The sequence below is a fragment of the Bacillus sp. EKM206B genome, from assembly GCF_011066015.1.
Lineage (GTDB): Bacteria > Bacillota > Bacilli > Bacillales > Bacillaceae > Bacillus > Bacillus velezensis.
Window position 1 is genome coordinate 91,182 of record NZ_JAAMNL010000006.1, and the last position, 25,106, is coordinate 116,287.

Consider the following 25,106-nt stretch of genomic DNA (forward strand, 5'->3'; position numbering starts at 1 on the left):
CGGAAGGAAGAGGGGGAATTGGAATGTCAGATATTTTAAAGCTGTATCACTACCACAGATGGGCAAATGAGCAAGTTATTCAGCATCTGAAGACCCTGCCCGCGGCAAGCTTACAGCAGAAACTGGATAGTGTTTTTCCGACTGTGAACGCCGTGCTTGTGCACATATACCGGGCGGATTACATTTGGCTTCACGTGCTTTACGGAGAAACTTACGAACAAACCGTCTCGCAATTTGATCAATTTGAAAAGCTTGACGGAGATTTTGAGGCGGTTGAACATAGAATGACTGAACTGGACAAAGAATACAGCGAATTTTTAAGAGAATTGGAGAACACGGAAGGCCCGATCTCCATTTCTCATCCGCGCATGGGAACGCTCCGGACGACATATGCCGATGTGATCCGGCATATTGTGAATCACGGCACATACCATCGCGGCAATATAAGCGCGATGCTTCACCAAATGGGCTATAAAGGCGTGCCGACTGACTACATTTTTTTCTCATACGAATCATAAAAAAGCAAAGGCCTCCCGGGCCTTTGCTTTTTTACTTCGAATCTATCATAATCCGATATAGCCGGAGACGCCCGCTTTTTCGGCCACATCGTAAATTGTCATTTCCATGCTTACTGATCCCTCTTTTGTTCTCTGGTTTTAGGTCAGTCCGTTTTCCGGCTTACGAATTTGCGGTATTCAAGCGGCGAAATGCCTTCAATCTGTTTAAACAGTTTGGAAAAATAGGTTGGGTCCTCCATACCGATGGCGTCCGCGATCGCCCCCATTTTGTCATTGGTTGCGGACAAAAGACGTTTCGCCTCCGTCATTCTGACTTTGTTCGTATACTGGCCGGGCGTGACGCCGAGCACCTGCTGCATGCAGCGGGTCACGTAGTCTTGGTTGTAATGAAGAGCCGAAGAGAGCGCTTTGATGGTTGTTTTCTCCTGATAGTGCTCCTGCAGGTAACGGGCGGCCTCCCATGCGACTCTTTCCTTTGCGGACGGGATTTGGAACGCTTCTTTCTGAAGATGGAGCAGCAGCTCTTCAAACAGAATCTGCTTTCTGAGCGGCAGATCGGAGTTCTCTGCGCTGTCATCGGTCAGCACACTGAATTGCCCGGCCATAAACTGCGGGCGTCTCACCTTCCCTTTTTGCGGCAGGGACAGGCGGTAGCGGGACGGCTCTTCAAAGCTCCCTTTTTTTCGCCTCAGCTCCGACCAGTTGTTCCCGGTTGTTTCCGCCATCTCATAAGCCGCTCCCTCAAAATGAAGCCACGAATAGGATGTCGTTTCTTCACTGCCTTTTGTCCCGTAATGTTCAAGGCCGGGAGAAAGCAGAATATATTCTCCGGCTTCAACGGAAAAGGCGTTTTCGTCTTCTGTAATGTAGAGGACGCCTTCTTTCACATACAGCAGATCAAACACCGGGAAGACCCGTCTCACATGGGTTTCGCCTTTTTTGAATACTCCTTCTCCCGCAGCGATAAAGACCGGGAACGGAGGAACTGTGAACTCGAGAAAGGACATATTTTCGGCCCTCCTTTTTAAGTCGGATTTTTGCAAGAAGTTTCGTTTCTCTCCCTTTTTATTATAAGAAAATGGAGGTACACTTTTAAACGTTGATTTTGTCAGGAAAGGGGTTAAAAGAAATGAAACAAGCGATTTTAAAACGGGCTGCGTTCAAACAATCCTCTGATCACAAACTCTCATTATACGCGCTGACTTGGCCGATATTTATTGAGGTTTCATTATATATGTTTATGGGAAACGCCGACACTCTTATGCTTAGCCAATACTCTGACAACAGTGTGGCGGCCGTGGGTGTCAGCAATCAGATTTTAAATTTAATTATCGTGATGTTCAGCTTTATCGCAACGGGTACGACAATTGTGATTTCACAGTTTTTAGGATCTAAACAGAAAAAAGAGGCGCAGGAAGTGGCTTATGTATCAATAGGAGCGAACTTTGTCATCAGTCTCGCCATCAGCGCCGCCATATTTTTTGCGGCCGTTCCGCTGCTTCATGTGATGGGTCTTTCCAATGAATTGATGCCGGATGCCAAAGTCTTTTTGCAGGTGGTCGGCGGGCTGTCCTTCATTCAGGCTTTGATTATGACGTTCAGCGCCATTTTAAAAAGCTACGGTCATACGAAGGATACGATGTTCGTTACGATCGGGATGAATATTTTAAATATTGCCGGAAACTTTCTTGTCATTTTCGGGCCGCTCGGCCTTCCGGTGTTAGGCGTCGCCGGTGTTGCGATGTCAACGTCCTTCGCGCGGATCATCGGGCTGATCGCGATGATTGTGATCGTCAAAAAACGCATCGGACTCGGTCTGACATGGCAAAAGATTTTTCACGTCCATAAAGAGCACTTGCGGAAACTCCTGAAAATCGGGATTCCGTCTGCCGGCGAACAGCTGTCTTACAACATTTCGCAAATGGTTGTCACTTATTTTATCGCCATTATGGGCGCTCAGGCGCTTACAACAAAGGTTTATACACAAAACATCACCATGTTTATCCTGCTGTTCGGAACGGCGATCAGCCAGGGTACACAGATTTTGATCGGCAGATATATCGGCGCCAAACGGTTTGACGACGCTTATGACCGCTGCATGAAAAGTCTGTACTGGGCGCTTGGCATTGCCGCTTTGACATCCGTGATCATGACCTTGTTTTCAAAGCAGCTGATCGGAATTTTCACAAGCAGCCCTGACATTATTGCGACGGCGAGCATGCTGATCGCCATGACGATCATTCTTGAGCCCGGCCGTTCATTTAATGTCATTATCATCAACTCGCTGCGGGCTGCCGGAGATGCAAAATTCCCCGTCTACATGGCGATGATTTCCATGTGGGGTATCGGACTGCCTCTCGCTTATCTGTTCGGCATCCATTTCGGATTGGGGCTTATGGGCATCTGGATTTCATTTATCGCGGATGAATGGGTCAGAGGCATTCTTATGTACAGAAGATGGCGGTCGCGGATTTGGATTCAAAAAGGGATTGCATAGACGCCCTGGCTTCGTTATGAAGCCGGGCGTTTTTTTATGCTTGTGAAAGCTGTTTTCTCATGTCACCGAGCTCTGACCGGTAATGTGCCGCTAAACCGGTAACGGCGGGCCTTGAGTATAACGGAAACAGCTCCAGCTCTTCAGACGCCTCCTCGAAATACGCCTCGGCCTCGAATGCGATGTACTCCCATACATTCATAAAAGCTTTGTTGACGGTATGGCTCTCCAGCTCTTCTTCCGTATAGCCGAATTGCTTCATCACCTGGCGCGGGAGACGCTTTTTCGCCCGCTCGTCCGTATGGACCTCCAGAAGCACCCGGGTCAGCTGAATGGCTGCTCCTAATGAAACGGCTGCATGGCGGAGTTTCCCTTGGTTCCGGCGCGCGCAAACCGGCAGCAGCAGCAGGCCGAGGGCTCCGCCTGTTTGGCCCGCGTACATCAGCAGGTCATCAAACTCTTGATACGTTACTTTTTCTCTGTCAGAGATTTGACCGGCGATAAACTCACGTAACGGCTCTTCTTCAAGCGCAAATTGCTGCCGCACATCGGCGAGCGCTTCCCACAAAAAGCCGTCGGCGCGTGCCCCGTTCAGAAAGTCTTGTGCCGCCTGTTCAAATCCCCCAAGTTCCTGCACATCAAGCCGGTCAGCTTCGTGAAACAAAGCAAGCACCGCCCATGCGGCCCGCCTGTTTTTTGGCGGCAGGGATGAGAAAGTCCGTTTATATAAAGGAAAGTGCGCCTCGGCAAGCTGGGCGCATGTTTCGTATTCGGTCATGGTATCACTCCTCTGTTTTTTAGTGTACCATATGTTTCACAATAAAAAGACCGATATCCTTCAGCGGAAACCGGTCGCGGCACTGTTATTCTTCTATATCGATACGGTACGCCTCAAACCATGTATGGATCTGGGCAAGATGGGCGATCAGCTGCGGGCCTTTCATCAGCTGGCCGAACCACGGAACCTGAAAAGATGAACCTTCTGTCTCCAGCAGCATTTCCAGCTTCTTTCTGTCAAGCAGGGTGTGAAGCACGGAATCTTTCTGTTGTAAAATCGTTTTCAGCCATTCTGTGACCCCCTGCGTGTATTTCGGGTGATGCGTTTTCGGATAAGGGCTTTTTTTGCGGTACAAAATATCTTCAGGAAGCAGTCCTTCAAGCGCTTTCCGCAAGATGCCTTTTTCCCGGCTGCCATGCATTTTCATTTCCCAAGGAATATTCCAAACGTATTCCACAAGTCTGTGGTCGGCGAACGGCACCCGTACTTCAAGACTTGCGCCCATGCTCATGCGGTCTTTGCGGTCGAGCAGATTTGTCATAAACCAAAGCATATTTAAGTAGAACAGCTGCCGTCTCGCTTTATCTGTTCCCGTCTCACCGTCTAACAGCGGCGTTTCCGCAATGGTTTCTTCATATCTCGCATTCACGTATTCTCTAAGATTCAGCCGTTTTTGCCACTTTTCATCCAAGAGCGTGATCCTCTCCTCAGTCGACCTCATCCAAGGAAATCCGTCTTCTTCTGCCGCGGTGTGAAACCACGGATATCCGCCGAAAATTTCGTCCGCGCATTCTCCGGAAAGGCTCACGACAAAATCTTTTTTAATTTCCCGGCAGAACCATAATAGCGAGGAATCCACATCAGCCATGCCCGGCAGGTCTCTGACGAGAACGGATTCCTCCAGATGTTCAACCAGCTGATCCTGCGTAATCACGCACTTATGATGCTGTGTGCCGAATGCATTTGTCATTTTATCGATCCACGGGCCGTCATCATTCGGCTGAAACGCGCTCGCTTTAAAAAATTTGCTGTTCTCCTCATAATCAATTGAATAAGTATGAAGGGGATCTCTGCCTTGTTTCTCAAAATGAGCGGCGGCTATCGCGGTTATCGCGCTCGAATCAAGCCCCCCTGATAAAAACGTGCAAACCGGCACGTCAGATACGAGCTGGCGTGTCACTGCATCCTGAAATAAGTACCGAATGTGAGCCGCGGTTTCATCGAAGCTGTCTGTATGCTTTTCGCTCTTTACATTCCAATAACGCCATATGGACAAACCGTCCTTTGAGAAAGTGAACGCATGGGCGGGACGCACCTCGTGAATTCCTTTAAACACTCCGCAGCCCGGAGTTCTGGACGGCCCGAGTCCGAATACTTCCGCAAGTCCGCCGCTGTCTGTGCGGGCTTTCACATCAGGATGAGCAAGGATGGCTTTCAATTCCGACCCAAACAGAAAGGAAGAGCCGTGTTCTTTATAAAAAAACGGTTTGACGCCGAGCCGGTCTCTTGCCCCGAACAGCCGCTTGCGCTTTTCATCCCAGATGGCAAAAGCGAAAATACCGTTCAAGCGGTCCACGCACTCCTCCCGCCACTCAATATAGCTGTGCAGCAGCACTTCTGTATCAGAGGTCCTCTCAAAACGGTGGCCCCTCGCCTGAAGCTCCTTCCGCAATTCCTCCGTGTTATACAGCTCGCCATTATAAATGATGGTGTACGTTTCCTCTTGATGCGTGCAGGCCATCGGCTGGCGGCCGCCTTCAATGTCAACGACCGAAAGTCTTTTATGTCCGAATAAAACATGGGGCTCTCCCCAGACGTTTGAATCATCAGGCCCTCGTTTTGAAAGAGTGTCTATCATATTGTTCATAATATGTTTCTCTTGGACGAGCTGCTTTTGAAAATCGACCCAACCCGCAATTCCACACATGTGATATCAGCTCCAATCCCGTTTCTGTCGGTATCAAATTCGTTTCTATCAGCACTTTACCCAGTTTATGCAAAGAAACGCAGATAGTTGATTTGTCCCACTAAGAGTTGTATGAGACAAGCCCGATTTGGAAAGAACGGAAGAGAAGAAACAAACAAAGGAGACCGGCACGGTTATGAAACGAAAACAGCTTTTCTCAGAAAAAAACAAATGGGGTCGCGGCACCCTGATGATAGAGGACGGCATCTGCCTCGTCGAAAACGATGAAGGCGATATCCTGCTGGCAGACAGTCTAGGAAACGCAGACGTATTGATGAAACGCGGCGGCAGATGGCAGCCGGCACGGATTTGCGGCGGTGCGGCCGAAATCGGCGCAGACACCATCCCCCTGCTCGGCGGGGAAGAAATCCGTTATGAAAAGGCGGTCAAACGGCCGCTGTTAACCTTGCTCGATTCGCTGGACGATGAAACGTTTCTGCTGTTTCTCAGCCATCTTCACGGGTTCGGCCTGTCTGTATATGATTGCGTATTTTCCTACAATCAGGCGCTGTTTTCCGGTGAAGGCGTTTCGTTTTATCACTTCTCGGCGGATGACGCACAATGCGCCCTGCAGCATCACCGCGGCAGCTCGGGTAAACACGACAGATTTGAATGGACGGCATCTGACGGGCGGCGCTCCATTATGTATTCTGCGGCAAAACAAGACGGCACCGCGTAACAAACAGGCGGCACCTTTTAAATAGGTGCCGCCTGATGTATTTAGCTTTGTTTTTCACGCTGATTGACGCCCGGCGTTTGCTTTTACCCTTCACAGCCGTAGCTTTTGCGGTAACAAGAGTGATTGACGCTTTTGGCATCCTGCAAATCTTCTTCGCCTCATCAACATCCCCCTGTCACGGCATTTCTCATTCAGCGGCACAGTCGCTTATACATTTTGCGCAACTAAAAAAACCCGGATGCATCCGGGTTTTTCAAGCGATTGATTAAAATACGTGAAAGCCGATCGGCAAGTGAAGGCCGAGCAGCACCGTCAGGACGAGCACGATAATAAAACCGATCCACAGTCCGCCAGTTGATTTGCCTTTTTTCTTACGGATGACGAGCATTTCCATCAGTCCGATGGTAATGATGCCGAGCAGCATTTTTCCGGCGTATTCTCCGTTCCAATTCGCAAAACGGACAAAAAGCTCAGCTCCGGTCAAAATAATAATAATGTAGAATAAGCGCAGAATCATATGCGTAATTTTTGCGCCCTTCGCTTTTCCGGAACCGTACAGCCCGTAGCTGACAAATACCAGGATAAGCGCAACGACCCATGAAGTAATATGCCAATGTGTCATTATGTTCAATTCCCCCTATCAGATCAATCTGCCTCACTTATGGTACCACAACAAGCCGCTCGGAGCATTATCAATCGTGCGAAAGACACACAATTATCCGATTTGGTTCGACAGCGTGCCGATCGGTTCAATTGTAATGTCAATGCGGTCCCCCGGCTTTAAAAATTTCGGCGGCTTAAACCCTTTTCCGACACCGGACGGCGTCCCCGTCGCTATAATGTCACCGGCTTCAAGCGTCATTCCTTTTGACAGCGTTTCGATTAATTCAGCTATCGGAAAAATCATGTCACCCGTTGATCCTGATTGGCGCAGTTCTCCGTTCACCCGCGTTTCAACTTTAAGGCTTTGCGGATCACTGACGGCCGACTTATGTACAATGACCGGGCCCATCGGGCATGTCGTATCGAGGCTTTTGCCGATAAAAAACTGTTTATGTTTCTTCTGCAGATCGCGCGCTGTTATATCATTTACAATTGTATAGCCGAATATATGATCAAGCGCATGTTCTTTGGAGATGTGCGATCCGCTTTTTGATATGATTACCGCAAGCTCCCCTTCATAATCAAGCTGCTCTGTTACGTCCAAGTGGCTGTCCACTGTTTCTCCGTGTCCTGTAACGGCAGCGGGGGCTTTTGTAAAAACCATGGGATGCTCCGGTATATCAGCCTCACTCCCCATTTCAACGGCATGATCACGATAATTTTTCCCGATGCAGATCACGTTCTTTGAAGGTCTCGGAATAGGCGCGCAAAGCTTTACGTCAGACAGCGCATACATAAATGAACCCGACTCGTCATTCGGTTTTTTCGCCCATTCCGCAAGCTGTCCGGCATGCGCGACAAACTTATCTCCTTTTTGAATGCACTCGATCAGCGAACCCGGAATCGTCTCAAGTTCAAACAACTTTTTTTCAGCCTTTTGCAGATCTAAGATTTTGTCATCATCAATGATCAGACCGACAAATGTTCGGCTGTTCAGTTCCCCTGTCGCAAATTTCATGTTAATCCCCCATCATTTTTAAATCTGGCATTCCTTTATGTATTCTTCCTCCGGGCGGGAAATTCCTCTTTTAAACAGGCTGAAAATAAGTGTAAAAGAGTATCAAAAATTGTCACTTTTTTAGTCATATTGACGAAATAAAACCTTCTTGGCCAAAATGGGTTATACTATTGTCATCCTATGTTTTCCAAAATAATCGAGAATTGGAGATCACACGATGAACAAAATTGAAGAAAAAAGATTAACTTTATTCGAGACAGCGCAAAAATTCGGAATCAATGCAACGGAGACCATCAGGTGCAGCCAGGAGCTGGACAGCCTTTTAAACGGGTGCCGGGGCGGGCTCATCCAACAAACGAAAGACAGCGGGCTGAACCCGGCCGCACAGATTGAGCACGGCCGCACCGCAGGAAAAAAAGAGGCTTTCTCATAAACGTGATATGTATATAAATCTGTATCATTTATGTATAAGACCCGGCATGCGTAAAGCGCCGGTGTTTTTACGTCTAAAGTTTTTTCCGCTCACAAAAATGTGCATTTGTCATAAGCTATTTTAGGCAGGCAGCCCAGATAAGCTCCTGGAGTGTAGTCATGAAAATCTTCACGAAAAGGATGTGCTCGTATGCCCGCAATTGTCGGAGCGTTTAAAATTAATGCCGTCGGTACGAGCGGAGTCGTTCATATAGGCGACTGCATCACCATTTCTCCAAAAGCAGAGGTTAAGACATTTGCCGGAGCGGGCAGCTTCAATACCGGAGACAATCTCACACTGACGAATTACAGGAATTCAACGAATGTGTACGATAATGATGTAATCGATCAGCCGATGGCAGGAAACGCATAAAGGAGGCGCCGTATGAATTTTTACGTCAATCAGTCGATCCATATCAATTACATGCGTGTAGAATCTGTCAGCAATTCCTCCATACTGCAAATCGGAAGCGCCGGTTCAATTAAATCTCTTTCCAATCTGTACAACACAGGGAGTTATGTTGAGCCGGCGCCGCCTGTCACCGCGGGGCAGCAGACTGTAACAACAGGGGGAGGTCCCGGCACCTCATCATTTGTACCGCTCCAGCCGCCAAGCCGGTAGTTTTAATGAAGGAAACGAGACGCGAGGTGAATGTCATGTATGATCAATCCGTTTCATCCTACCTGCAGAATTTAAATTCTTTCGTCCAGCAGCAGGCGCAGCAGATTCAGGAGCTCGAACGGCAGCTGAAAGAATTCCAAAATGAAATTTCAACGCTGAAGCAGCAGCCTTCTACAAGAATCGATCGGCTCGAGTATAAATTTGATCAGCTGAAAATTGAACGGCTGGAAGGAACGCTGAATATCGGATTGAATCCGACTGATCCGAATGCCGTGCAAAACTTCGAAGTCGGCCAGACATCTCCGCAGGTCGGAGTGATGCAGCAGGAACAGGCGGGCCAGCAAATGCAGCAAATCCGCCAAAACGTCGATATGTACCTGAATGAAGAAATCCCCGCGCTTTTAGAGCAGCTCGAAACTCAGTATGAGAGCAGGCTGGACGAAGCGAACAAATATCATATTATTGAAGATATCAGAAAGCAGATGGACAGCCGGATTCAGTATTATCTGTCCCATGTCCCGAAAGAAGAAAATACGGCGCCCGCGCAATATGCCGAGCAGATTGCCGAACATGTGAAGCGTGATATTGTCAGGGCCGTCGAGCACTTTATTAAGCACATACCTGGTGAAATGAAAGGTGATGATCCGTCATGATTTTTACAGTGATTAACCGGAATATTGAAGTCGGCGACATCCGGTCTACCGGTGTATCCAGTTCTTCCTTATTATTAATCGGCGACACCGATTCCGTCTATCTGTCTTCCATCTTTGACACGCCTCCGGAATCTCTTATTATCGGGCCTTATGTGCCGCTGGCGCCGGAATAATGTTAAAGCGCATTTCACGCCTCCGGAACGCCAAAATCAATTCAGTCGGGATTGCGAGTGTCTTTCAAGCAGGCGATACGAATGAAATCAATATGCGGGTCAAAGTATTGGCCGATCAGCGTAGTCTTGCTGTATACAGAGATGATGAAGGCTCATTTAACAAAAAAGAATACCAGATCTTTCGGCAGCCGGCCGTCATGCCGTTACCGGAAACGGGAGTCCAAAGCGCATTCTGCCATGAAAACCCTTCAATTCGGGTAAGGAATGTGAAAGTTCAAGGGGTATCGTCAGCGTCCGTGGTTCAAATCGGATCGACGTCGATCGTTCTGGGAGATTCGCGGCTGAAACATATTAGGCAGATCTTCACATCAAGCTCACAATCACAGCAGCCCTGACATATAATGACGGTGAGACTTCTATAAAGGGTGTCGTTTATGCCAGCAATTACCGGACCTATAGCTATCAATTCCATATCGGGCGGAGTCGTAAACTTTGGTGATTCCTTTTACCTTTCTCCAAAAAGCTCTTCTAAATCTGCGCTCGGTTCGGGAGCAGGCAATACCGGAGATTTCCTGTTATTAAACAACGTTGTCAATGCGACAAACTATATAGACCCCGATGTCAGCGATCAAAATGTGGTCGGAAACGCCTAAAAAGCAGCCGCTCTTTCAGAAGAGGGCTGCTTTTGGTTCAGCGTTATTTTCGTTCATTTGCTTTTTTTGTTTTTACAAGCTTTTCCGGCGGCTGTTTTCTGATCCATTTCACAAACCGCGCGAGTTTCGGGTCACGCCGCAGTTCATCTATTCCCGCGAGCCTTGCCGCAAGCTCCTGATTCGTATAGAGCGCGTGAACCTGTTTATGACAAGGGATGCAGAGCATTGCGGTCGGAAGGAATGTCCCGCCTTCTTCCTTAGGCGTTAAGTGGTGCTCCGTCAGCCGCACATGATGGCGGCCGCATAATTCACATGTGCCCTCGGCAGAATCGGCCATAATTCCTTCTCCTTTCTACATGATCTCCAATGTGACCCGGGTGCCTTTCCCGCCCGGCTCGGACGGATGAACGATTAATTTTTTCGGCAGACGCGCTCTCAGCTCCTGCACATGGCTGATCACTCCGACGGATAAGTTGTCCGATTGCAGCTTTTCGAGCGCTGTGACAACGGTGTCTAAGAGCCCTTGGTCAAGAGTCCCGAATCCTTCATCTAAGAAAAAGAATTGCAGCGGGTATTGCCCCCGCAGCTGAATCTGGGCGGACAAGGCAAGCGCAAGCGACAGCGATGTCAGAAACGTCTCTCCGCCGGAAAGGCTTGATACGGGCCGTTTGACGCCTCCGTTCGCGTCATCACGCATGACGAAACCGCCTTCTGAATCGACTAATATGGCATACCGCTGCCTTGTCAAAGCTCCGAGACGGGCAGAGGCGTCTCGAGCCACGCTTTCCAGCTGTTCTTCCGCTAAAAATTCGACGAATGTATTGCCTTTACATACAGACTGGAGCTTATCAAGCCTGTCAATCTGTGTCTGCCAGCTTTTCAGTTCGGCTTCAATCTCTTTAAAGCGCTTATGCTGTTTTTGCATAACCGCGAAAGCTTTTGCCTGTGCTCCTTTTTCCTCCATGGCGGCGCCTGACTCAGCCTCTGCCTGCTTCAGCAGAGAAACGGATGCTGTCCATTCTTCCTCCGATATCCGGCGCTCGGCTAATTTATCAGTAACACGGCTGATATTTGCCGATAGCTGTTTTGAGGTGTCCAGGAACTCATCTATTTCTTTTTTCATTTCCTCTGCACGCCCTTGCGGAAGCAGACTTTTTTTGACTTGGTTCGGGTCGGCAAACCCGGTGTCTTTTGACCTCACGCGCCAGTCGTTTTGCGCTTTCTCAAGGGAGGTCTCAGCATCCCTGAGTGACATGAGACTCCCGGATTCCCGGCCTTTTGCGTCATTCAGTGATTGCTGCGCCTGCTTCAGCGCATCGAATAGGGACTGTTCTTTGGATTTTAACAGCTGTAATTCCTGCCGCACCGCTTCAAGCTTTGCGGAAATTGATGTTTCTTCAGCTGCTGTTCCGAGCTCTTGTTCATATCCGTCAATCACCTGCTGCAGGCGCTCAGACGCATAGTGAAGCTCGAGCCGTTCCCGTTCAAGCCGATGCTTCATCTCCTGCAGGCGTTCTTTCTCCTCTTCATGTTCCTTGAGGAATGCGATGCTTGTTTCAATGCGCTTCTCACATTCTTCTGCCTGCCTGTCCTTCTCATCTATCGAAGCCTGCCAGGCGTCAATCCGGTTTGGCGGAATATCACCGCAGACTTCATTGTACTGATTCAATCGGCTTTCTGACAGCGATTCAAGCTCTTCTAATGAATGTCTGAGACGGCCGGCTTCTTTTTCCTCGTAGCGGATTCGTTCGGCAAGCTGCTCAGCTTGTTTCACCGTCTGCTGATGCGCGCTGATCAGTCTTGTGACCTTCTCTTTTACCGACAGCATATCCTGTTTCATTTGTTTCCACTCCAAGCGGACGGCGCTGAACGCTTCATCAAGCGGGCGTCCGCTGATGGAGGAAGCGGCTTCCAGCTCCGGAACCCGGGCGCTTTGCAGAAACGGACATTCTTCGGTAAAACGCCCCGACTGCTCTTCTAATGCAACCTTGGCTGTCAGCACCTCCTGAGAAAGAGCCGCCGCCTCAGAAAGCAGCGCTTCAACCTGCTGCAGCTGTTCCTGTACAGCCGTATCAGGCGAGAATGTTTCATGAGCGGAACGCGGGCGGTCATGCTGCGTCGAGCCGCATACAGGACAAGGCTTTCCTTCGATTAGTTTTTCCGATAATTCTTTTGTTAATGCAGCCGTTCTCGCTTCCTCTGAGCGCCTGCGGAGATCGGCTTGCGTTTTGTCAGCCCGTTCGGCTGCGGCTTTCAGTGAACGTTCCGTTTCACAGACCATATGGTAAACGGTTTGAAGCGTTTGATAAGCGCGCGTAATGTCTTCCTCTTCCGTTTTCGCTTTCGCTGTGAGCGACTCGCTTTCTCCGTTCAGCTTCTCCATGTTTTTCAGCTGCGTTGTCAGATTGGCCCGCTCTTTCGTGATTTGTTCCTGTGTCTGCTGAAAGCCCGCCGCCAGCTGTGCTGCGGTCTGGCATTTTTTCCGTTCATCGGCGGTCACTTGAACTGCTTTCAGCTCTTCTTTCAGCTCATTCTGCCTGTTTTGGCCGCGGGTCAGGCGGTCTTTCACTCCGGCCAGCTGTTTCGAGGCGGCTTCGTATTCTTCCTCTTTTTTGCTGTGTTCCGCATTTGTTTTTTCCGCTTCTTTTTTCGCTTCAAGCAGTTTTTGTTCAATGGCTGAAAGTCTTTGATACAGCTCTTCTTCCTTGACAAGCTTCGGCTCCTGTTCGGCCTTGTGGGCCCGCCATGCTTCATAGGCTTCATTTTGCCGGGTAAATGAAACGGTTTCCGCCTCTGATTTCCGTTTGGCCAGTTCGTGTTCCCGTTCAGCGTGCTGCTTCCGGCGAACGGCTTCTGTGTAACGGTCTGCGTACGGCTCAAGGGCGAGAGCTGTTTCCGCCTCTTTAAGACGCTCAGTCAAATCCGTGATGTACGGGCGTCTTTCCTCAAGCTTTTTCTCCCGGCGCTCATATTCATCTCTTTCTGTCTGCAGGTTCCAAATTTCCTGGTGATTCTCAAAGCGCTCTTTTGCCCGGACCCGTTTCTTCTCAGCTTCTTCAAGCCGTTCGTTCGCTTCGTGAAACTGCTGTTCAGCCTGCTTCAGCGCATCTTCTCCTGCGTCTCCGAGCCCGGATTGTTCGGCCAGCATTTCATTTTTTTTCGCTGCCGCTTCCTGCGCCCGCCGCCGCAATTTTTTGACAAGCCTGTCCCCGTACTGTTCCAGATTAAACAGGCGTTGGAGCATATGTCTTCTTTCCGCGCCTTTAAGCGACAGAAACTCGGCAAACTTTCCTTGCGGCAGCACGACGGCTCTTGTAAAGTCGTCAATGGTCAGGCCAAGAAGCTCCTCTACCTTTTTGTTCACTTCATTCGCTTTATCGGCCAGCACCGTTTGTTCGTCTTTGATTTCAATCAGGCGGCAGAGGGCGGTTTTTACTTTCGTTTCATCCGTTCTCTTAAAAACGCGCTCGACCTTGTAGGAAACCCGGTGGCCGGATTGAAGCGCGAATGTAAATGAGACGGCGAGCTGATCTTCGGCATGATTCAGGATGCCGTGCGTATTATTTGCGGCGCGCTCCACTTTTCCGTATAAAGCGAGTGTCATGGCATCAAGGATCGACGATTTTCCGCTTCCGGTCGGCCCGAAAATTCCGAACACCCCGGCTCCGGACAGTCCGGCAAAATCAATGGTCTGTTCCTCCCTGAAGCTGTGGAGCCCTTTTATCGTTAACAGAATCGGCTTCATGTCGCATCCTCCTCATCATCTGCTGACGCAAGCTCTAAGAACAGCTTGACCATCTCCTCATCCGGCTCGCCGCCGCCCGTTTGTTTTTCATAAAACTTCTTAAATCGATCCTCAATTGATGTGTGTTTCACTTCAATCCGGTCATTGTCGGTCTCTTTTTCTTCAAAAACCGGCCTGATATGGATAAAGCCGGGATGCGCCTTTCTCAGCCGATGAATTTCCTCGAGAGAAAGCTGATCCGTCAAATGGATATCAAGATCGATCCAGGCATTCCGGTCACGCCCTTCATCGAGCCAGCCGTGAACCTCGCTCAGCCCCTGCGCTTTCCATTTGACGAGCGGTTTACCGGAAGACAGGAAAATCTCTTCCCACTTCGCTTCTCCGCCGGGCTTCGCTTCTACCACCGTCACCGATTTGGCATAACCGGCTTCTGAAAAGCTGTATGCCAGCGGAGAGCCTGAATAACGGGCAGCCGTCTTGGCGCGCTTGATCGTTTGCGGACGGTGGAGATGGCCGAGAGCCACGTAAGCCGCATCAGCCGGCAGGCTGTCAGCGGCAACTGTGTAAGCGCCCCCGACTTCAATCGGACGCTCTGAATCGGTCTGATTTCCCCCCGCGACATAAATGTGGCTCGCCGCGATTTTCACGGCATCGTCCCGGCACAGTCCGCACATGTGAGCAAACGCCTCTCTGATTTTGACATCGTAATGATCGCGAAGAAGCTTTTCCTCAAACGTATCAGAAAGCACTTCGTTTAATCTCGCCTCTGACGGATATGCCAGCGCAGCTACGGCTAACAGCTCGTCCGCCGACGGCACTTCAATATGCACGGGTTCTGTCCGCGGATAGCCGATTAAATGAATGCCGCGCTCATTTGTTAACGGAGAAGCCGCCGCCAGCCTGTCGGGATTGTCATGGTTTCCGGCAATGACGACGACCGGTCGTTTTCCGCCGTCAGAAAGCGCGGAAAGACTTTCGTAATACAATTGTTCAGCGAGCGCAGGCGGGTTGACCGTATCAAATACATCCCCCGCCATAATGACCGCATCAATATTTTCTTCCTTGACAATGGTATTCAGCTCTTCCAATACCTCGGCCTGCTCGCTCAGCCGGCTTCTGCCTTCCAGCGTTTTGCCGAGGTGCCAGTCAGCTGTATGTAAAATACGCATACCGCATTCACCTCACTTTTTGATAGAAAAAAAGATCCGCTCCAAAAAGGAGCTTCGGATCTTGTTACAGTGTAAGAACGTGACCTCCATCGAAGAAATAGAGCGCACGCCCTTTCACTTTCGTTTTTGTAATTTGTTCAACCGCTTTTGTATACAATTCGATTTGTGTTTCATACCTTTTTTGCAGAATCGGAGCCGCGCCTTCAAATCCGTTCCGGAATTTTCCCTCTATCCGATCTGTTTTATAGTCCAGCAAATAGAGACCGTCCGCCGTTTCGTAGAGGCAGTCAATAATCCCTTGCACGAGCAGCGGTTCACCGGCCGTTTCGGCATCCTTGTACACCTCGCCGGCCGGAAGCGCCATACTGAACGGCACTTCCCGGTCAATCCGCCGCGCCCCGAGAAGGTCTTTCCCGATTTCAGTTCCGAAAAACTGGACAATTTCTTCTATATCAATAGCTTCCTGCTGTTCTTCTGTCAGCAGCTCTTTTTCGTAAAGCATCCGGACCGTCCGCTCCGCTTCTTCGGCAGTCGGAACGTGCGTCAGCGGTATGTGCTGCATCACCGTATGCATCGCCGTCCCTTTTTCGGCGGCTGTCAGCCCTTTTTTCATCATAAAACCGGGACGCCTGTATAAAAGCGTGTCTCCTGACGGTTTGATGAGAGAGCGGCCGCTGTATTCATCCTCGTATTCTTGCTTTCTCTTCAGCTCAGAAACTGATTGCTTCGTTCTGATAGCCGTCAGCTCTCGGTACGGATATTCCCATTCAAGCAGACGGCGCGCCTGATCATCAAATGAAAACGAATCAGGAATCGGCTCGCCCTGCTGAATCGCTTTGAGACGTTTGCTCTTTTCTTCAGCACGTTCTTTTGGATTCTCTTCCAGCAATTCACTTTGCTGAAGCATCCGGATGTGAAAACGCGACGGGTCGCGCGCGATATCCTCAGATGAGGAAAGTCCCGGCGTCCTGTGCGCCTCCATGTCACGGTGGCGGATGAGCGCCGGCCCGATAAAGTCCAAATAAGATGACGCCTGATAGCGGTCGAATTCAGAAAGAAGCCAATCGGCCCGGTCTGCTTGCGCCTGCCATTTGGCCAGCTGTTTTTCCCGGTTTTTGCAGGAACCGACGAGAAACAGCTTTTCCTTCGCTCTGGTCAGCGCCACATACAGTACGCGCAATTCTTCGGATAAGAGCTCTCTGCGCATCTTTTTCTTCATCGCCACAAGCGGAAGAGTCGGATAGCTGATTCTGAGTTCCGGATGGATATACTTCGTGCCGAAACCCAGCTCTTTATCAAGCAGGTATGATTTGTTGAGATCCATCATATTAAAACTTCTGCCGAGTCCGGCGGTGAAAACGACGGGGAATTCAAGTCCTTTGCTGCTGTGGATCGTCATCAGCCGAACGACATCCTCCTGCTCGCTGAGCGCCCGGGCCGTCCCCAGATCATCGCCGCGCTCCTGCATCCGTTCAATGAACCGCAAAAAGCGGAATAACCCGCGGAACGCCGTCGCTTCGTACGAGCGCGCCCGGTCATACAAGACGCGCAGATTGGCCTGGCGCTGCTTTCCGCCGGGCATGCCGCCTGCATAGTCAAAATATCCGGTATCGCGGTATACTTCCCAAATCAGCTCAGACACCGAATGATTCGTCGAAAATGACCGCCACTTTTGCAGACTGTCATAAAAGGTTCTCAGTTTTTGATACAGTTCATCATGCCTGTCAGCGTTCGCTATATATGCTTTCAGCGCTTCATAAAACGGCGCTTTTTTCTTTTCAAGACGTATCAGCGCAAGTTCATTTTCGTCACAGCCGACGATGGGCGAGCGCAGCACGGAAGCAAGCGGAATATCCTGATACGGATTATCAATCACCTTTAAGACTGAAAGCGCCGCAGCCACCTCCACGGCTTCAAAGTAACCCGACGTCAAATTGGCGTACACCGGAATGCCCTGGTTTTTCAGCTCTTCCATTAATTGCGGCGCCCACGGCATGGAGCGCAGCAAAATTACGATATCCCGGTACTGGATATTCCGGTGTGTTTTTGTTTTGCCGTCATATACCTTAAACGGAGATGAGACAAGCTTTCGGATCTCCCCGGCTATCGCTTTCGCTTCCCAGTGCACAGTTTCAAAGTCTTCGGCATCCTCGGAGCTGTCTGCGCCATCAGCGCTGTCAATGAGCAGCAGTTCCGTTTTTGCCGCGTCATTCGGCGGATACGATGCGCCGAGCTTCAATGCCGCCTGTTCATCGTAGTCCACTTCGCCGATTTTTCCGCCCATCAGCTGCTTAAACAAGAAATTCGTACTGTCCAAAATATCGGAGCGGCTGCGGAAATTTTGGTTCAGGTCAATTTTCTGCCCCGCGCCTTCCCCGCTTTCTGTAAACCTTTTATATTTCCCGAGAAACAGCAGCGGCTCAGCAAGTCTGAAACGGTAGATCGATTGTTTAACGTCGCCTACCATAAACAGATTTCCCGTCTCTTCATTCCCGCTTTTAACAAGCTGCAGGATAGACTCTTGCACAAGATTCGTATCTTGATATTCATCAACCAGAACTTCATGGAACTGGTCTTGATAATAAACGGCCGCTTCGCTCGGCACCCGCCGGCCTTCTTCATCAACCGCAGTTAAAATCGCCAGGCAGTAATGTTCCAAATCTGAGAAATCAATAATTGATTTTTCTTGTTTCGCCGCTTCAAATCGTTTTCCGTATGATATCACGAGCTGAACGAGCGTTTCGATGACAGGCTTCATATCTGCTAAACTCTTTAAGTGATCTTGCGGACTTCTTGTAAAATAATCGGTCTTTACCTTTTCGATCAGTTTCTTCGCGCCGTTTCGCAAATCGGTCGCTTCGTCCAAAAGCGCTTTGTCAAATTCATCACCCTTTACCGCCTTCGCCCGCTTAAAGGAGACTGCGGGAACCCGTTCATACAGCGCATCGAAGTCATGCCGGCAGCTGATCAGCTCTTCTATCTGCTGAAGGTCATCCAGAAAATTATCAGCGCGCGGGGCCGGCCCGCCGGGCGCTTTTGTCAGTTCAAGCGCCTTCTCAAGCTTTTGTTTTGCCCCGAAAAGCGCCATTTCAGCATCTTCTCTCACATATTGGTAAAACGGAAGCTCTTCCATTTTGCTTTCTTCCGTCACATCATACAGGCGGACAAAGCTTTGCAGCCATACTTCCGGGTCAGGATGCGACCGGGAATACTCGTACACCCGTTTGACAAGGTCTTGAAGATCCAGATCATGCCTGTCTGTCGTATATCTGTCCGCAAGCTCAAAAAACGCCTGATTCCCTTTTGCGTATTCATCTTCAAACAGCTCATCAAGCACTTCGTCTCCGAGCAATTCGCCTTCCGTCTGGTCAGCCATCCGAAAACCGGGGTCAAGATCAATCATATAATAATATTTTTTAAGCACTTGCAGACAGAAAGAGTGAAGCGTCGAAATGCTCGCCCGATTCAAGAGAGAGAGCTGCCGTCTGATATGCAGAGATCCCGGATTTTTGGCGAGCTCTTTTTCTAATGCTTCCGCGATCCGATGCTTCATCTCCGCTGCTGAGGCGTTTGTAAAAGTCACCACAAGAAGCCTGTCAACATCAACCGGATCTTCTTCCGCGGTTATCTTTCTGATCATCCGTTCCACGAGCACGGCCGTTTTACCTGATCCGGCTGCGGCAGCGACCAAAATATCGCGGCCGGAAGAAACGATGGCGCTCCATTGGTCATCCGTCCATATGCTGTCTTTCGGTTTAGGAATTTGCATCATCATCCGCCTCCTTCTTCAGCAAATCCAGTATGGTGCCGTCTTTTTCCGCTTTCAGGCTGCGGTATTCATTTTCCTTAAGCGACTCATCAAACTGGCACACCGATTGAAACGCACAGTACGTACAAGGCGTCTTATCTTTCAGCTTATACGGAGTAATGGACACAAGCCCGTCCGTTATCGCTTCGCCCGCCTGTTCAAATGTCCGCCGCACATGGTCTGTCAGCAGATGAAAATCCCGTTCGCTGACCGCGGCTGAGTCGGATCTTAAAGAACCGTCCTTTTTCAAACCGGCATTGACGATATTTGAACGCCCTTCCTCCAAAGTCGTGTCCATGAGGCTGATCGCCTCCCGGTCACCGAGGAGAAGGCCTTTCATTTTAAATTTCTTGAAAATTTCCTGCTCGATTTCATCAAGCCCCATCGGCAGACTGGCCTGAATCATCGGATCGTGGATATGGAAATACAAAACGCCTGCCGGGGTCGCTTTCATGCCGAGCCAATCTTCGGAATGTGTAATCGATAAGTCAAGATATGTGAGCATTTGCAGAGCGAGCCCGTAATACACCTCAGCCAGATCAAGCCCCCTGTCGCTTGATTTATAATCAACGATTCTCAGCAGCAGGCCTTTTGAACTTTCCGCTTTATCCACGCGGTCGATCCGTCCGACGAGTTCCATCGTACAGCCGTTTTTCAGCGTGAAAGTGAGCGGAGGCAGCGGCCCGCTTCCGCCGAAACCGAGTTCAAGACCGACCGGGACGAAACCGCTCGCCTTCGCATGCTCGCTTAATATGCCAGAAACACGCGTGACGATCTTCTGCAGTTTTTCCTTCACATAAAAGTGTCTGTTTGAGCTGAGCAGAATCTCTTTTTGCAGCTTTGGCGCAAGCCGTTCCACCGCTTCATAGGAGAAATTCCGGCACTGATCTTTCGTCAGATCGCGCCATTCCAGCTTCTGCTCACGAAGCCGGTCTGAAATCAGCTTCAGGCTGGAGTGAAACAGCTGGCCGATATCCGGCGCGTCCAGCTTGAAAAACTGCCGCTCTTTTAATTGAAGCCCGTGAGATGCAAAATGAGAAAACTGGCAGGCATTAAACGCCTCCATCCGGGAGACGCTTCCTTTAATATGCTCGCCGTAAAGCTGGCGCGAAACAGGCCGTTCAAGACGCTTCGCCTCATTGCGGAAAAACAAGCTTGAAAACAGCTTTTTTGCACGCTGGTGATCAGGCTCTTTCATCAGCACATTGTATGCGCTCCACCATACGTCACTGATCTCGTACTCTCTTGTCCACAGCCTGAGCTGACTTGCCGTATATGTCTGAGCCACCTGTTTATTGACGAGATACTGAAGCTGCTCTTCTTCGCTTACCTGCTCGGGATCAGCCGCTGACAGCTTTTCCTGATGATCGGGAAACAGCTCGCTAAGCCTGTTTACAACGATTGACGGCAGGAGCGTTTTTCCTTCCGCATCGGCAATCGGGTATGACACATAAAGACGGTCAGACGGACTCGACAGCGCCATATAGATGAGAAAATGCTCATCAAGCAGCCGCTCACGCCCCGCGGAAGACAGCTCCACTCCGACTGCTTTCAGCCACTCCCTGTCATCATCAGACAGCACGCCGTTTTCATCCGGGCGCGCCGGAAGAACGCCGTCATTGGCACCGATGACGAATGTGCAGGACGTGCCGTACATTCTTGAGAGATCCATATTCCCTACAAATACTTGGTCAAGCGCGGGAGGAATTAAAGAAAAATGAAGCGATTCCGTTCCCGTTTCAAGCATTTGCTGGAACAGCGCCAAAGATATTTCATCTTCACCCATCATGCCGGCAAACTCCTCGAGAAGCTGGATAACGGCATCCCACGCCTGGCCGTGCTGCTGCGCTTCGATCATGTTTCCGGCCTCTTCGGCCCGCTGCCTTTTCCGGTCCAGCTTCAGGGGAACATCGGTATCTTCCAAAAAGAGATAAAGAGCCTCCGCCATGCTTTGAACCGTTTTCGCCTTTTTCATCCGGTTTTGAAGCCGGACAAGGGGCGCGGCCATCCACTCTTTCGTCTCATTCAGCATGTGCTCCATCTCTATTTCCTGATCTGTCTGCGCGAAATCCTCATCAAGTGATACGAAGCGCCTGTATACAAACCGCTTCCCGCTCGTCCAGCGCTCCCCTTTAATGCCGTAGGCGATACAGTAATTTTCAAGCTGATCAACCTGCTCCCTTATTTTCTGCTCCGGCTGATCAAGCGGGAATAACAGTTCGGTTTTCGCACAGCGGAACACCGCTTCATATCTCCAGTTCCCCTTCACGACATCCAGGCTTGAACGGATGAATTCAATAAGCGGGTGATGCTGCATAGAAGCTTTTCCGTCAATAAAATAAGGAAGCCCGTAATCGGCAAACACTTCCTTCAGCAAATCTTTATAATCTTCCGGCTGACGGATGAGAATCGCCATATCTTTGTACCGGTATCCTCCATCCCGGACAAGTGATTGAATTTCCCGGGCAATACCTTCAAGCTCAGCTCTTCTGTTTTGCGCCTGCATGACGGTAAAAGCTTCCTGTCCGCCGGTATACGCTGCGGCGGGACGCACATCGTACTGCGACTCTATACAGGCAAGCTCCGGCGCATGCCGATGCCGCTTCGTGCCATGCAGTTCCTTGCAGGAAATATCGGCATTCAATTCCTTTGCCGTCTGATAAAGCTTATAGTATGTGCTTCCCGTCATTCTGAACAGATCGAGCTCATCCGGTGCCTGTTCCGCCGAAGGGCTGTCCGCCGTCAGCGAGAATGTGACATGTTCAGCATGCATGATCAGCTGCTCCAGCACCCTTAATTCCTGCGGCGTAAATTGATAGAATCCGTCGACGTAAACACGGGCGCCTTTTACAACGTCCGCCAAAGGAATCTGCTGAGCGAGCAGCGTCAAATAATCCTCTGAATGCAAATAGTGTCCGGCGAGGCTTCTTTCCATCTGCTGATATAAGATGCCTAAATCATGAAGTTTTTCAGACAGCATCCGCTCTCCGCGATATTCTGACGCCGTTCCGCTTTCCGCCATGCGGCGGACGTCTTCAGGCTCAATACAGTACCGCTTAAACTCTGTCAGCATCCGTTCCACCTGCTCAGTGAACCCGGTTTTGTCACTCGCTTTTTGATACACTTTAAATTCGTGCTTATGTTCTTCAATCAATTTCCTTAAAAGCATCTGCACACCCGTCGTCGTCACAAACGGGCGGTTCATGCCCCCGGTATGCTGAAGCACGCGCCACGCCAAACGCGAGAAACTGAACACTTGAGCGCGTATCATGCCGCCGATATCCGGCGTTTTAGCAAGCTCATATTCCATTAAAAACGTCATTTGATCCGGGACTAGAAAAATGATCGGTTTCCCGAACGGCTCCCGGCGCAGTTCATCTTGAATGCTGTCGATAATCAGCCTCGTTTTCCCACTCCCCGATCTGCCTACTAAAAACTCAACACCCAATTAGAAGACCCCTCTCTTTTTATCTTTCTACATTTTATCGAAAGTTGACGAAAATGACCAATCTCATCTGCTGGTAAAAACGGGATGACTGTTTTAAAAAATATCGTTTTTGACCAAAATAAAGAAAAAAGGACTAATGATGATGTCAGAATATCCCGAAGTAATTGTACGGACGGCTCTGTCGTTCAGCATTCTGTTTATCGGCGCCCGGATACTCGGTAAACAAACCATTTCACAGATGACGCTTTTTGATTTCATTGCGGCCATCTCGCTCGGCGCCATCACGGCAAATCTGTCGTTTAATACAAAGCTGCCGATTCATTATAATGTTATTGCCTACATTATTTTCGTGGCAATCATTTACCTTGTCGCATATCTTTCTATGAAAAACAGGGCCCTTAGGGGTTTCTTTGCAGGCAAACCGACCATTATCATTCAAAACGGTAAAATACTTGAGCATAATATGAAAACGATGCGTTATACCATCGACTACTTGAACCAGCAGCTGCGTGTAAATGACGTATTTGACATTTCTCAGGTTCAGACTGCCATCATTGAAACAAACGGCAGCATGTCAGTGGAGGTCAAACCGGAATTTGCGCCCGTTACAAGAAAGGATCTCGGCATCTTTGCCGGACATGAAAAGAACTTTGCCGTTGAGCTGATTATGGACGGCCGGCTGGTGATGAAGAATCTGGAAGAAAACCACGTATCGGAAAAATGGCTGAGAGAAGAATTGGACAAGAGAAACCTCAAACCGGAAGACGTCGTATACGCTGTGCGCGGAAGCAACGGCCGGCTTTTTGTCGACACATACGACGACCATATTACATCGCCGCTAGATCAAGAATAAAAATGACATCCGCACATGTCACGGGCTGCCGCCGTATAATACCCTATAAACATCCGGGGGTGAGTCCAATGCACGAGAATTTTTTTCATTATACAGCCATCTGCAGTGACGATTCTGTGCTTATCAAGGATCTGGTAAAATCCATAAACGGTGAATACAGCGCTGTGATTTGCTACTCAATATTAGCCGAAAAAGCGCCGACCGCAGAAATCAGAAGACGAATCGAACATATCAGAGAGGAAGAAGTGCGCCACCTGCACGCTTTCTCTTCACTGTATACGTCAATTACCGGAAAACAGTTGACGCCGAAACAGACGGAGCATTGTCCGCACACATACAGAGAAGGACTGAGGGCGGCGTTTTATGATGAGCAGAAAACGAATGATTTTTATTTGCAGGCATCCGATAGAGCGGTGCATCCGGAAGCGAAGCGGTTATTTGCCCGCACGGCATTTGACGAGCAGCGTCATGCCGTCTGGTTTTTATACGATATGGCCCACTCTCCTTTCCACCATACAGGGGGAACGGTATCAAACGCGCCGAACACAAGCTACACCGAGGTAAATACCGGCAAATAACGGTTCAGGCAGATCACGCTCCCCCGCCGGGAGTCTTCAGACCGCTGACAAACCCCGTTCTTTCAACATGAGAGAATGGGGTTTACTTTTCGAGCCGTTTTATACTCCCTCTAAACAATGGATACCTTCTTCATTGTATAATCAGCAAAAATCCTTTATAATAAAATAAACCAACTGGTCGGTTTCAAACGAACCGAGCCCCGCTTTGCCGGGACAACGATATGAATGAGGCGGAAAGGATCTGTGTGAAGTGACAAATACAAAAGGCGGTGCCGGAAAGAGCGAAAAGACGAAGAACAGGCTCGTATCCGCTTCGCGTGACTTATTTGCAAAAAAAGGATATTCAGAAACATCGATTCGGGATATTTTAGAGGCGGCCGAAATCAGTAAAGGCAATCTATATCACCATTTTAAAGGAAAAGAGTTTCTGTTTCTCCATATCATGGAAGAGGATCACCGCGTGTTGATCGAGACGTGGAGGGAAATGGAAGCTGATCTGAAAGATGCTGCCGAAAAATTGGCGGGCTTTGCGGAGCTGCTCAGCCGGATGAGCATCAATTACCCGCTTATGAGAGCAAGTGAAGAGTTTTATGCGAGTGCGTTTACGTCAGAGGAGGTCGTAAAGCGGCTCAACAAAATTGATATTGAATATGACGATGTGATGAGGGAGATCTTAGAAGAGGGAAATCAAGACGGCAGCTGGTCCATTCATCATGTCGAATCAAAAGTAAAAATCCTGCTATCCGTCTTCTACGGTTTAGATGTGTTATATAAAAACGATACCATTCAGCAAAGAATCGAATTGCAAAAAGAAGCCATCTCCGTGTTTATTCACGGGTCGATCAGCGCTGATAAACAGAATGACAGCTGACAAAGG

At 49.5% G+C, this 25,106-nt stretch carries 24 protein-coding genes; 14 read left to right on the top strand and 10 right to left on the bottom strand.

Annotated elements, in window-relative coordinates:
• Window positions 1-23: 23 nt before the first annotated feature.
• The gene (locus tag G9F50_RS12820; RefSeq protein WP_165406559.1) at window positions 24-518 is read left to right on the top strand and encodes a DinB family protein; all 495 of its coding nucleotides are present in this window, start codon (window positions 24-26) and stop codon (window positions 516-518) included.
• Between the two features lie 143 nt (window positions 519-661).
• Here the strand turns inward: G9F50_RS12820 and G9F50_RS12825 are convergent, their stop codons facing one another.
• Window positions 662-1,525: an AraC family transcriptional regulator gene (locus G9F50_RS12825; protein ID WP_015239545.1), complete on the bottom strand. Its 864-nt coding sequence runs from the start codon at window positions 1,523-1,525 to the stop codon at window positions 662-664.
• 122 nt (window positions 1,526-1,647) lie between these two features.
• Between G9F50_RS12825 and G9F50_RS12830 the strand changes: the two genes are divergently transcribed.
• Window positions 1,648-3,015: an MATE family efflux transporter gene (locus G9F50_RS12830; protein ID WP_003155121.1), complete on the top strand. Its 1,368-nt coding sequence runs from the start codon at window positions 1,648-1,650 to the stop codon at window positions 3,013-3,015.
• A 34-nt stretch (window positions 3,016-3,049) separates the two neighbouring features.
• Here G9F50_RS12830 and G9F50_RS12835 read toward each other — a convergent pair whose 3' ends face one another.
• The gene (locus G9F50_RS12835) at window positions 3,050-3,790 is read right to left on the bottom strand and encodes a squalene/phytoene synthase family protein (RefSeq protein WP_060562130.1); all 741 of its coding nucleotides are present in this window, start codon (window positions 3,788-3,790) and stop codon (window positions 3,050-3,052) included.
• An 85-nt stretch (window positions 3,791-3,875) separates the two neighbouring features.
• Window positions 3,876-5,717 (bottom strand): asparagine synthase (glutamine-hydrolyzing), encoded by a 1,842-nt coding sequence (gene asnB / locus G9F50_RS12840; RefSeq protein ID WP_025284535.1) that lies wholly within the window; start codon window positions 5,715-5,717, stop codon window positions 3,876-3,878.
• A gap of 175 nt (window positions 5,718-5,892) precedes the next feature.
• On the opposite strand from asnB, the gene G9F50_RS12845 reads away from it, so the two are divergent.
• Both G9F50_RS12845 and G9F50_RS12850 read left to right on the top strand, forming a co-directional pair.
• A complete protein-coding gene (locus tag G9F50_RS12845; protein WP_014417377.1) occupies window positions 5,893-6,435 on the top strand; it encodes a DUF2777 family protein in 543 nt (180 codons plus the stop codon).
• Window positions 6,436-6,470: 35 nt separating this feature from the next.
• Window positions 6,471-6,704, top strand: a complete 234-nt coding sequence (locus tag G9F50_RS12850) for a hypothetical protein (RefSeq protein ID WP_223837452.1) — start codon at window positions 6,471-6,473, stop codon at window positions 6,702-6,704.
• Here G9F50_RS12850 and G9F50_RS12855 read toward each other — a convergent pair.
• Together G9F50_RS12855 and G9F50_RS12860 are read right to left on the bottom strand one after the other, a co-directional pair.
• On the bottom strand, window positions 6,701-7,057 hold the full coding sequence (locus tag G9F50_RS12855; RefSeq protein WP_007409161.1) for a YisL family protein: 357 nt from the start codon (window positions 7,055-7,057) through the stop codon (window positions 6,701-6,703). The genes G9F50_RS12850 and G9F50_RS12855 overlap by 4 nt on opposite strands.
• 93 nt (window positions 7,058-7,150) lie before the next feature.
• Window positions 7,151-8,056: a fumarylacetoacetate hydrolase family protein gene (locus G9F50_RS12860; protein ID WP_031378473.1), complete on the bottom strand. Its 906-nt coding sequence runs from the start codon at window positions 8,054-8,056 to the stop codon at window positions 7,151-7,153.
• Between the two features lie 217 nt (window positions 8,057-8,273).
• Here G9F50_RS12860 and G9F50_RS12865 point away from each other — a divergent pair, with 217 nt between their 5' ends.
• From G9F50_RS12865 to G9F50_RS12895, 7 genes are all read left to right on the top strand, one after another.
• Window positions 8,274-8,489 carry an aspartyl-phosphate phosphatase Spo0E family protein gene (locus tag G9F50_RS12865; protein WP_007409163.1) on the top strand — a complete coding sequence of 72 codons (216 nt, stop codon included), beginning with the start codon at window positions 8,274-8,276 and terminating at the stop codon, window positions 8,487-8,489.
• A gap of 189 nt (window positions 8,490-8,678) precedes the next feature.
• Window positions 8,679-8,900, top strand: coding sequence for a spore germination protein (locus G9F50_RS12870; RefSeq protein WP_003155135.1), 222 nt, complete (start codon window positions 8,679-8,681; stop codon window positions 8,898-8,900).
• Window positions 8,901-8,912: 12 nt separating this feature from the next.
• Entirely contained in the window at window positions 8,913-9,149 is a 237-nt protein-coding gene (locus G9F50_RS12875) for a spore germination protein GerPB (RefSeq protein WP_007409164.1), read from the top strand.
• A 35-nt stretch (window positions 9,150-9,184) separates the two neighbouring features.
• Window positions 9,185-9,802 (top strand): spore germination protein GerPC, encoded by a 618-nt coding sequence (gene gerPC / locus G9F50_RS12880; protein ID WP_060562129.1) that lies wholly within the window; start codon window positions 9,185-9,187, stop codon window positions 9,800-9,802.
• The gene (locus G9F50_RS12885; protein WP_003155141.1) at window positions 9,799-9,975 is read left to right on the top strand and encodes a hypothetical protein; all 177 of its coding nucleotides are present in this window, start codon (window positions 9,799-9,801) and stop codon (window positions 9,973-9,975) included. Before gerPC ends, G9F50_RS12885 begins: the two co-directional genes overlap by 4 nt.
• Window positions 9,975-10,370: a spore germination protein GerPE gene (locus G9F50_RS12890; protein WP_014417372.1), complete on the top strand. Its 396-nt coding sequence runs from the start codon at window positions 9,975-9,977 to the stop codon at window positions 10,368-10,370. The genes G9F50_RS12885 and G9F50_RS12890 overlap by 1 nt, the downstream gene beginning before the upstream one ends.
• Window positions 10,371-10,409: 39 nt before the next feature.
• Window positions 10,410-10,628, top strand: a complete 219-nt coding sequence (locus tag G9F50_RS12895) for a spore germination protein (RefSeq protein WP_003155143.1) — start codon at window positions 10,410-10,412, stop codon at window positions 10,626-10,628.
• 43 nt (window positions 10,629-10,671) lie between these two features.
• Here the strand turns inward: G9F50_RS12895 and G9F50_RS12900 are convergent, their stop codons facing one another.
• From G9F50_RS12900 to addB, 5 genes are all read right to left on the bottom strand, one after another.
• Window positions 10,672-10,965 (bottom strand): hypothetical protein, encoded by a 294-nt coding sequence (locus G9F50_RS12900; protein ID WP_060562128.1) that lies wholly within the window; start codon window positions 10,963-10,965, stop codon window positions 10,672-10,674.
• Between the two features lie 15 nt (window positions 10,966-10,980).
• Entirely contained in the window at window positions 10,981-14,373 is a 3,393-nt protein-coding gene (gene sbcC / locus G9F50_RS12905; RefSeq protein WP_060562127.1) for an exonuclease subunit SbcC, read from the bottom strand.
• Window positions 14,370-15,542: an exonuclease subunit SbcD gene (gene sbcD, locus G9F50_RS12910; protein ID WP_060562126.1), complete on the bottom strand. Its 1,173-nt coding sequence runs from the start codon at window positions 15,540-15,542 to the stop codon at window positions 14,370-14,372. Before sbcD ends, sbcC begins: the two co-directional genes overlap by 4 nt.
• Window positions 15,543-15,606: 64 nt before the next feature.
• Window positions 15,607-19,311 (bottom strand): helicase-exonuclease AddAB subunit AddA, encoded by a 3,705-nt coding sequence (gene addA / locus G9F50_RS12915; protein WP_060562181.1) that lies wholly within the window; start codon window positions 19,309-19,311, stop codon window positions 15,607-15,609.
• Window positions 19,298-22,798 carry a helicase-exonuclease AddAB subunit AddB gene (addB, locus tag G9F50_RS12920; protein ID WP_060562125.1) on the bottom strand — a complete coding sequence of 1,167 codons (3,501 nt, stop codon included), beginning with the start codon at window positions 22,796-22,798 and terminating at the stop codon, window positions 19,298-19,300. Before addB ends, addA begins: the two co-directional genes overlap by 14 nt.
• A gap of 139 nt (window positions 22,799-22,937) precedes the next feature.
• Here addB and G9F50_RS12925 point away from each other — a divergent pair, with 139 nt between their 5' ends.
• From G9F50_RS12925 to G9F50_RS12935, 3 genes are all read left to right on the top strand, one after another.
• Complete coding sequence (locus G9F50_RS12925; protein WP_020955605.1) at window positions 22,938-23,651, top strand: DUF421 domain-containing protein; 714 nt, start codon at window positions 22,938-22,940, stop codon at window positions 23,649-23,651.
• 68 nt (window positions 23,652-23,719) lie between these two features.
• The gene (locus tag G9F50_RS12930; RefSeq protein WP_007610501.1) at window positions 23,720-24,229 is read left to right on the top strand and encodes a ferritin-like domain-containing protein; all 510 of its coding nucleotides are present in this window, start codon (window positions 23,720-23,722) and stop codon (window positions 24,227-24,229) included.
• Between the two features lie 250 nt (window positions 24,230-24,479).
• Entirely contained in the window at window positions 24,480-25,100 is a 621-nt protein-coding gene (locus tag G9F50_RS12935) for a TetR/AcrR family transcriptional regulator (protein WP_060562124.1), read from the top strand.
• The last annotated feature ends 6 nt before the right edge of the window (window positions 25,101-25,106 follow it).

Excerpts from the sequence above, each read along its gene's own strand:
- G9F50_RS12820 (WP_165406559.1), top strand. The coding sequence starts at position 24 with ATGTCAGATATTTTAAAGCTGTATCACTACCACAGATGGGCAAATGAG.
- G9F50_RS12825 (WP_015239545.1), bottom strand. The coding sequence starts at position 1,525 with ATGTCCTTTCTCGAGTTCACAGTTCCTCCGTTCCCGGTCTTTATCGCT.
- G9F50_RS12830 (WP_003155121.1), top strand. The coding sequence starts at position 1,648 with ATGAAACAAGCGATTTTAAAACGGGCTGCGTTCAAACAATCCTCTGAT.
- G9F50_RS12835 (WP_060562130.1), bottom strand. The coding sequence starts at position 3,790 with ATGACCGAATACGAAACATGCGCCCAGCTTGCCGAGGCGCACTTTCCT.
- asnB (WP_025284535.1), bottom strand. The coding sequence starts at position 5,717 with ATGTGTGGAATTGCGGGTTGGGTCGATTTTCAAAAGCAGCTCGTCCAA.
- G9F50_RS12845 (WP_014417377.1), top strand. The coding sequence starts at position 5,893 with ATGAAACGAAAACAGCTTTTCTCAGAAAAAAACAAATGGGGTCGCGGC.
- G9F50_RS12850 (WP_223837452.1), top strand. The coding sequence starts at position 6,471 with ATGTATTTAGCTTTGTTTTTCACGCTGATTGACGCCCGGCGTTTGCTT.
- G9F50_RS12855 (WP_007409161.1), bottom strand. The coding sequence starts at position 7,057 with ATGACACATTGGCATATTACTTCATGGGTCGTTGCGCTTATCCTGGTA.
- G9F50_RS12860 (WP_031378473.1), bottom strand. The coding sequence starts at position 8,056 with ATGAAATTTGCGACAGGGGAACTGAACAGCCGAACATTTGTCGGTCTG.
- G9F50_RS12865 (WP_007409163.1), top strand. The coding sequence starts at position 8,274 with ATGAACAAAATTGAAGAAAAAAGATTAACTTTATTCGAGACAGCGCAA.
- G9F50_RS12870 (WP_003155135.1), top strand. The coding sequence starts at position 8,679 with ATGCCCGCAATTGTCGGAGCGTTTAAAATTAATGCCGTCGGTACGAGC.
- G9F50_RS12875 (WP_007409164.1), top strand. The coding sequence starts at position 8,913 with ATGAATTTTTACGTCAATCAGTCGATCCATATCAATTACATGCGTGTA.
- gerPC (WP_060562129.1), top strand. The coding sequence starts at position 9,185 with ATGTATGATCAATCCGTTTCATCCTACCTGCAGAATTTAAATTCTTTC.
- G9F50_RS12885 (WP_003155141.1), top strand. The coding sequence starts at position 9,799 with ATGATTTTTACAGTGATTAACCGGAATATTGAAGTCGGCGACATCCGG.
- G9F50_RS12890 (WP_014417372.1), top strand. The coding sequence starts at position 9,975 with ATGTTAAAGCGCATTTCACGCCTCCGGAACGCCAAAATCAATTCAGTC.
- G9F50_RS12895 (WP_003155143.1), top strand. The coding sequence starts at position 10,410 with ATGCCAGCAATTACCGGACCTATAGCTATCAATTCCATATCGGGCGGA.
- G9F50_RS12900 (WP_060562128.1), bottom strand. The coding sequence starts at position 10,965 with ATGGCCGATTCTGCCGAGGGCACATGTGAATTATGCGGCCGCCATCAT.
- sbcC (WP_060562127.1), bottom strand. The coding sequence starts at position 14,373 with ATGAAGCCGATTCTGTTAACGATAAAAGGGCTCCACAGCTTCAGGGAG.
- sbcD (WP_060562126.1), bottom strand. The coding sequence starts at position 15,542 with ATGCGTATTTTACATACAGCTGACTGGCACCTCGGCAAAACGCTGGAA.
- addA (WP_060562181.1), bottom strand. The coding sequence starts at position 19,311 with ATGCAAATTCCTAAACCGAAAGACAGCATATGGACGGATGACCAATGG.
- G9F50_RS12925 (WP_020955605.1), top strand. The coding sequence starts at position 22,938 with ATGATGTCAGAATATCCCGAAGTAATTGTACGGACGGCTCTGTCGTTC.
- G9F50_RS12930 (WP_007610501.1), top strand. The coding sequence starts at position 23,720 with ATGCACGAGAATTTTTTTCATTATACAGCCATCTGCAGTGACGATTCT.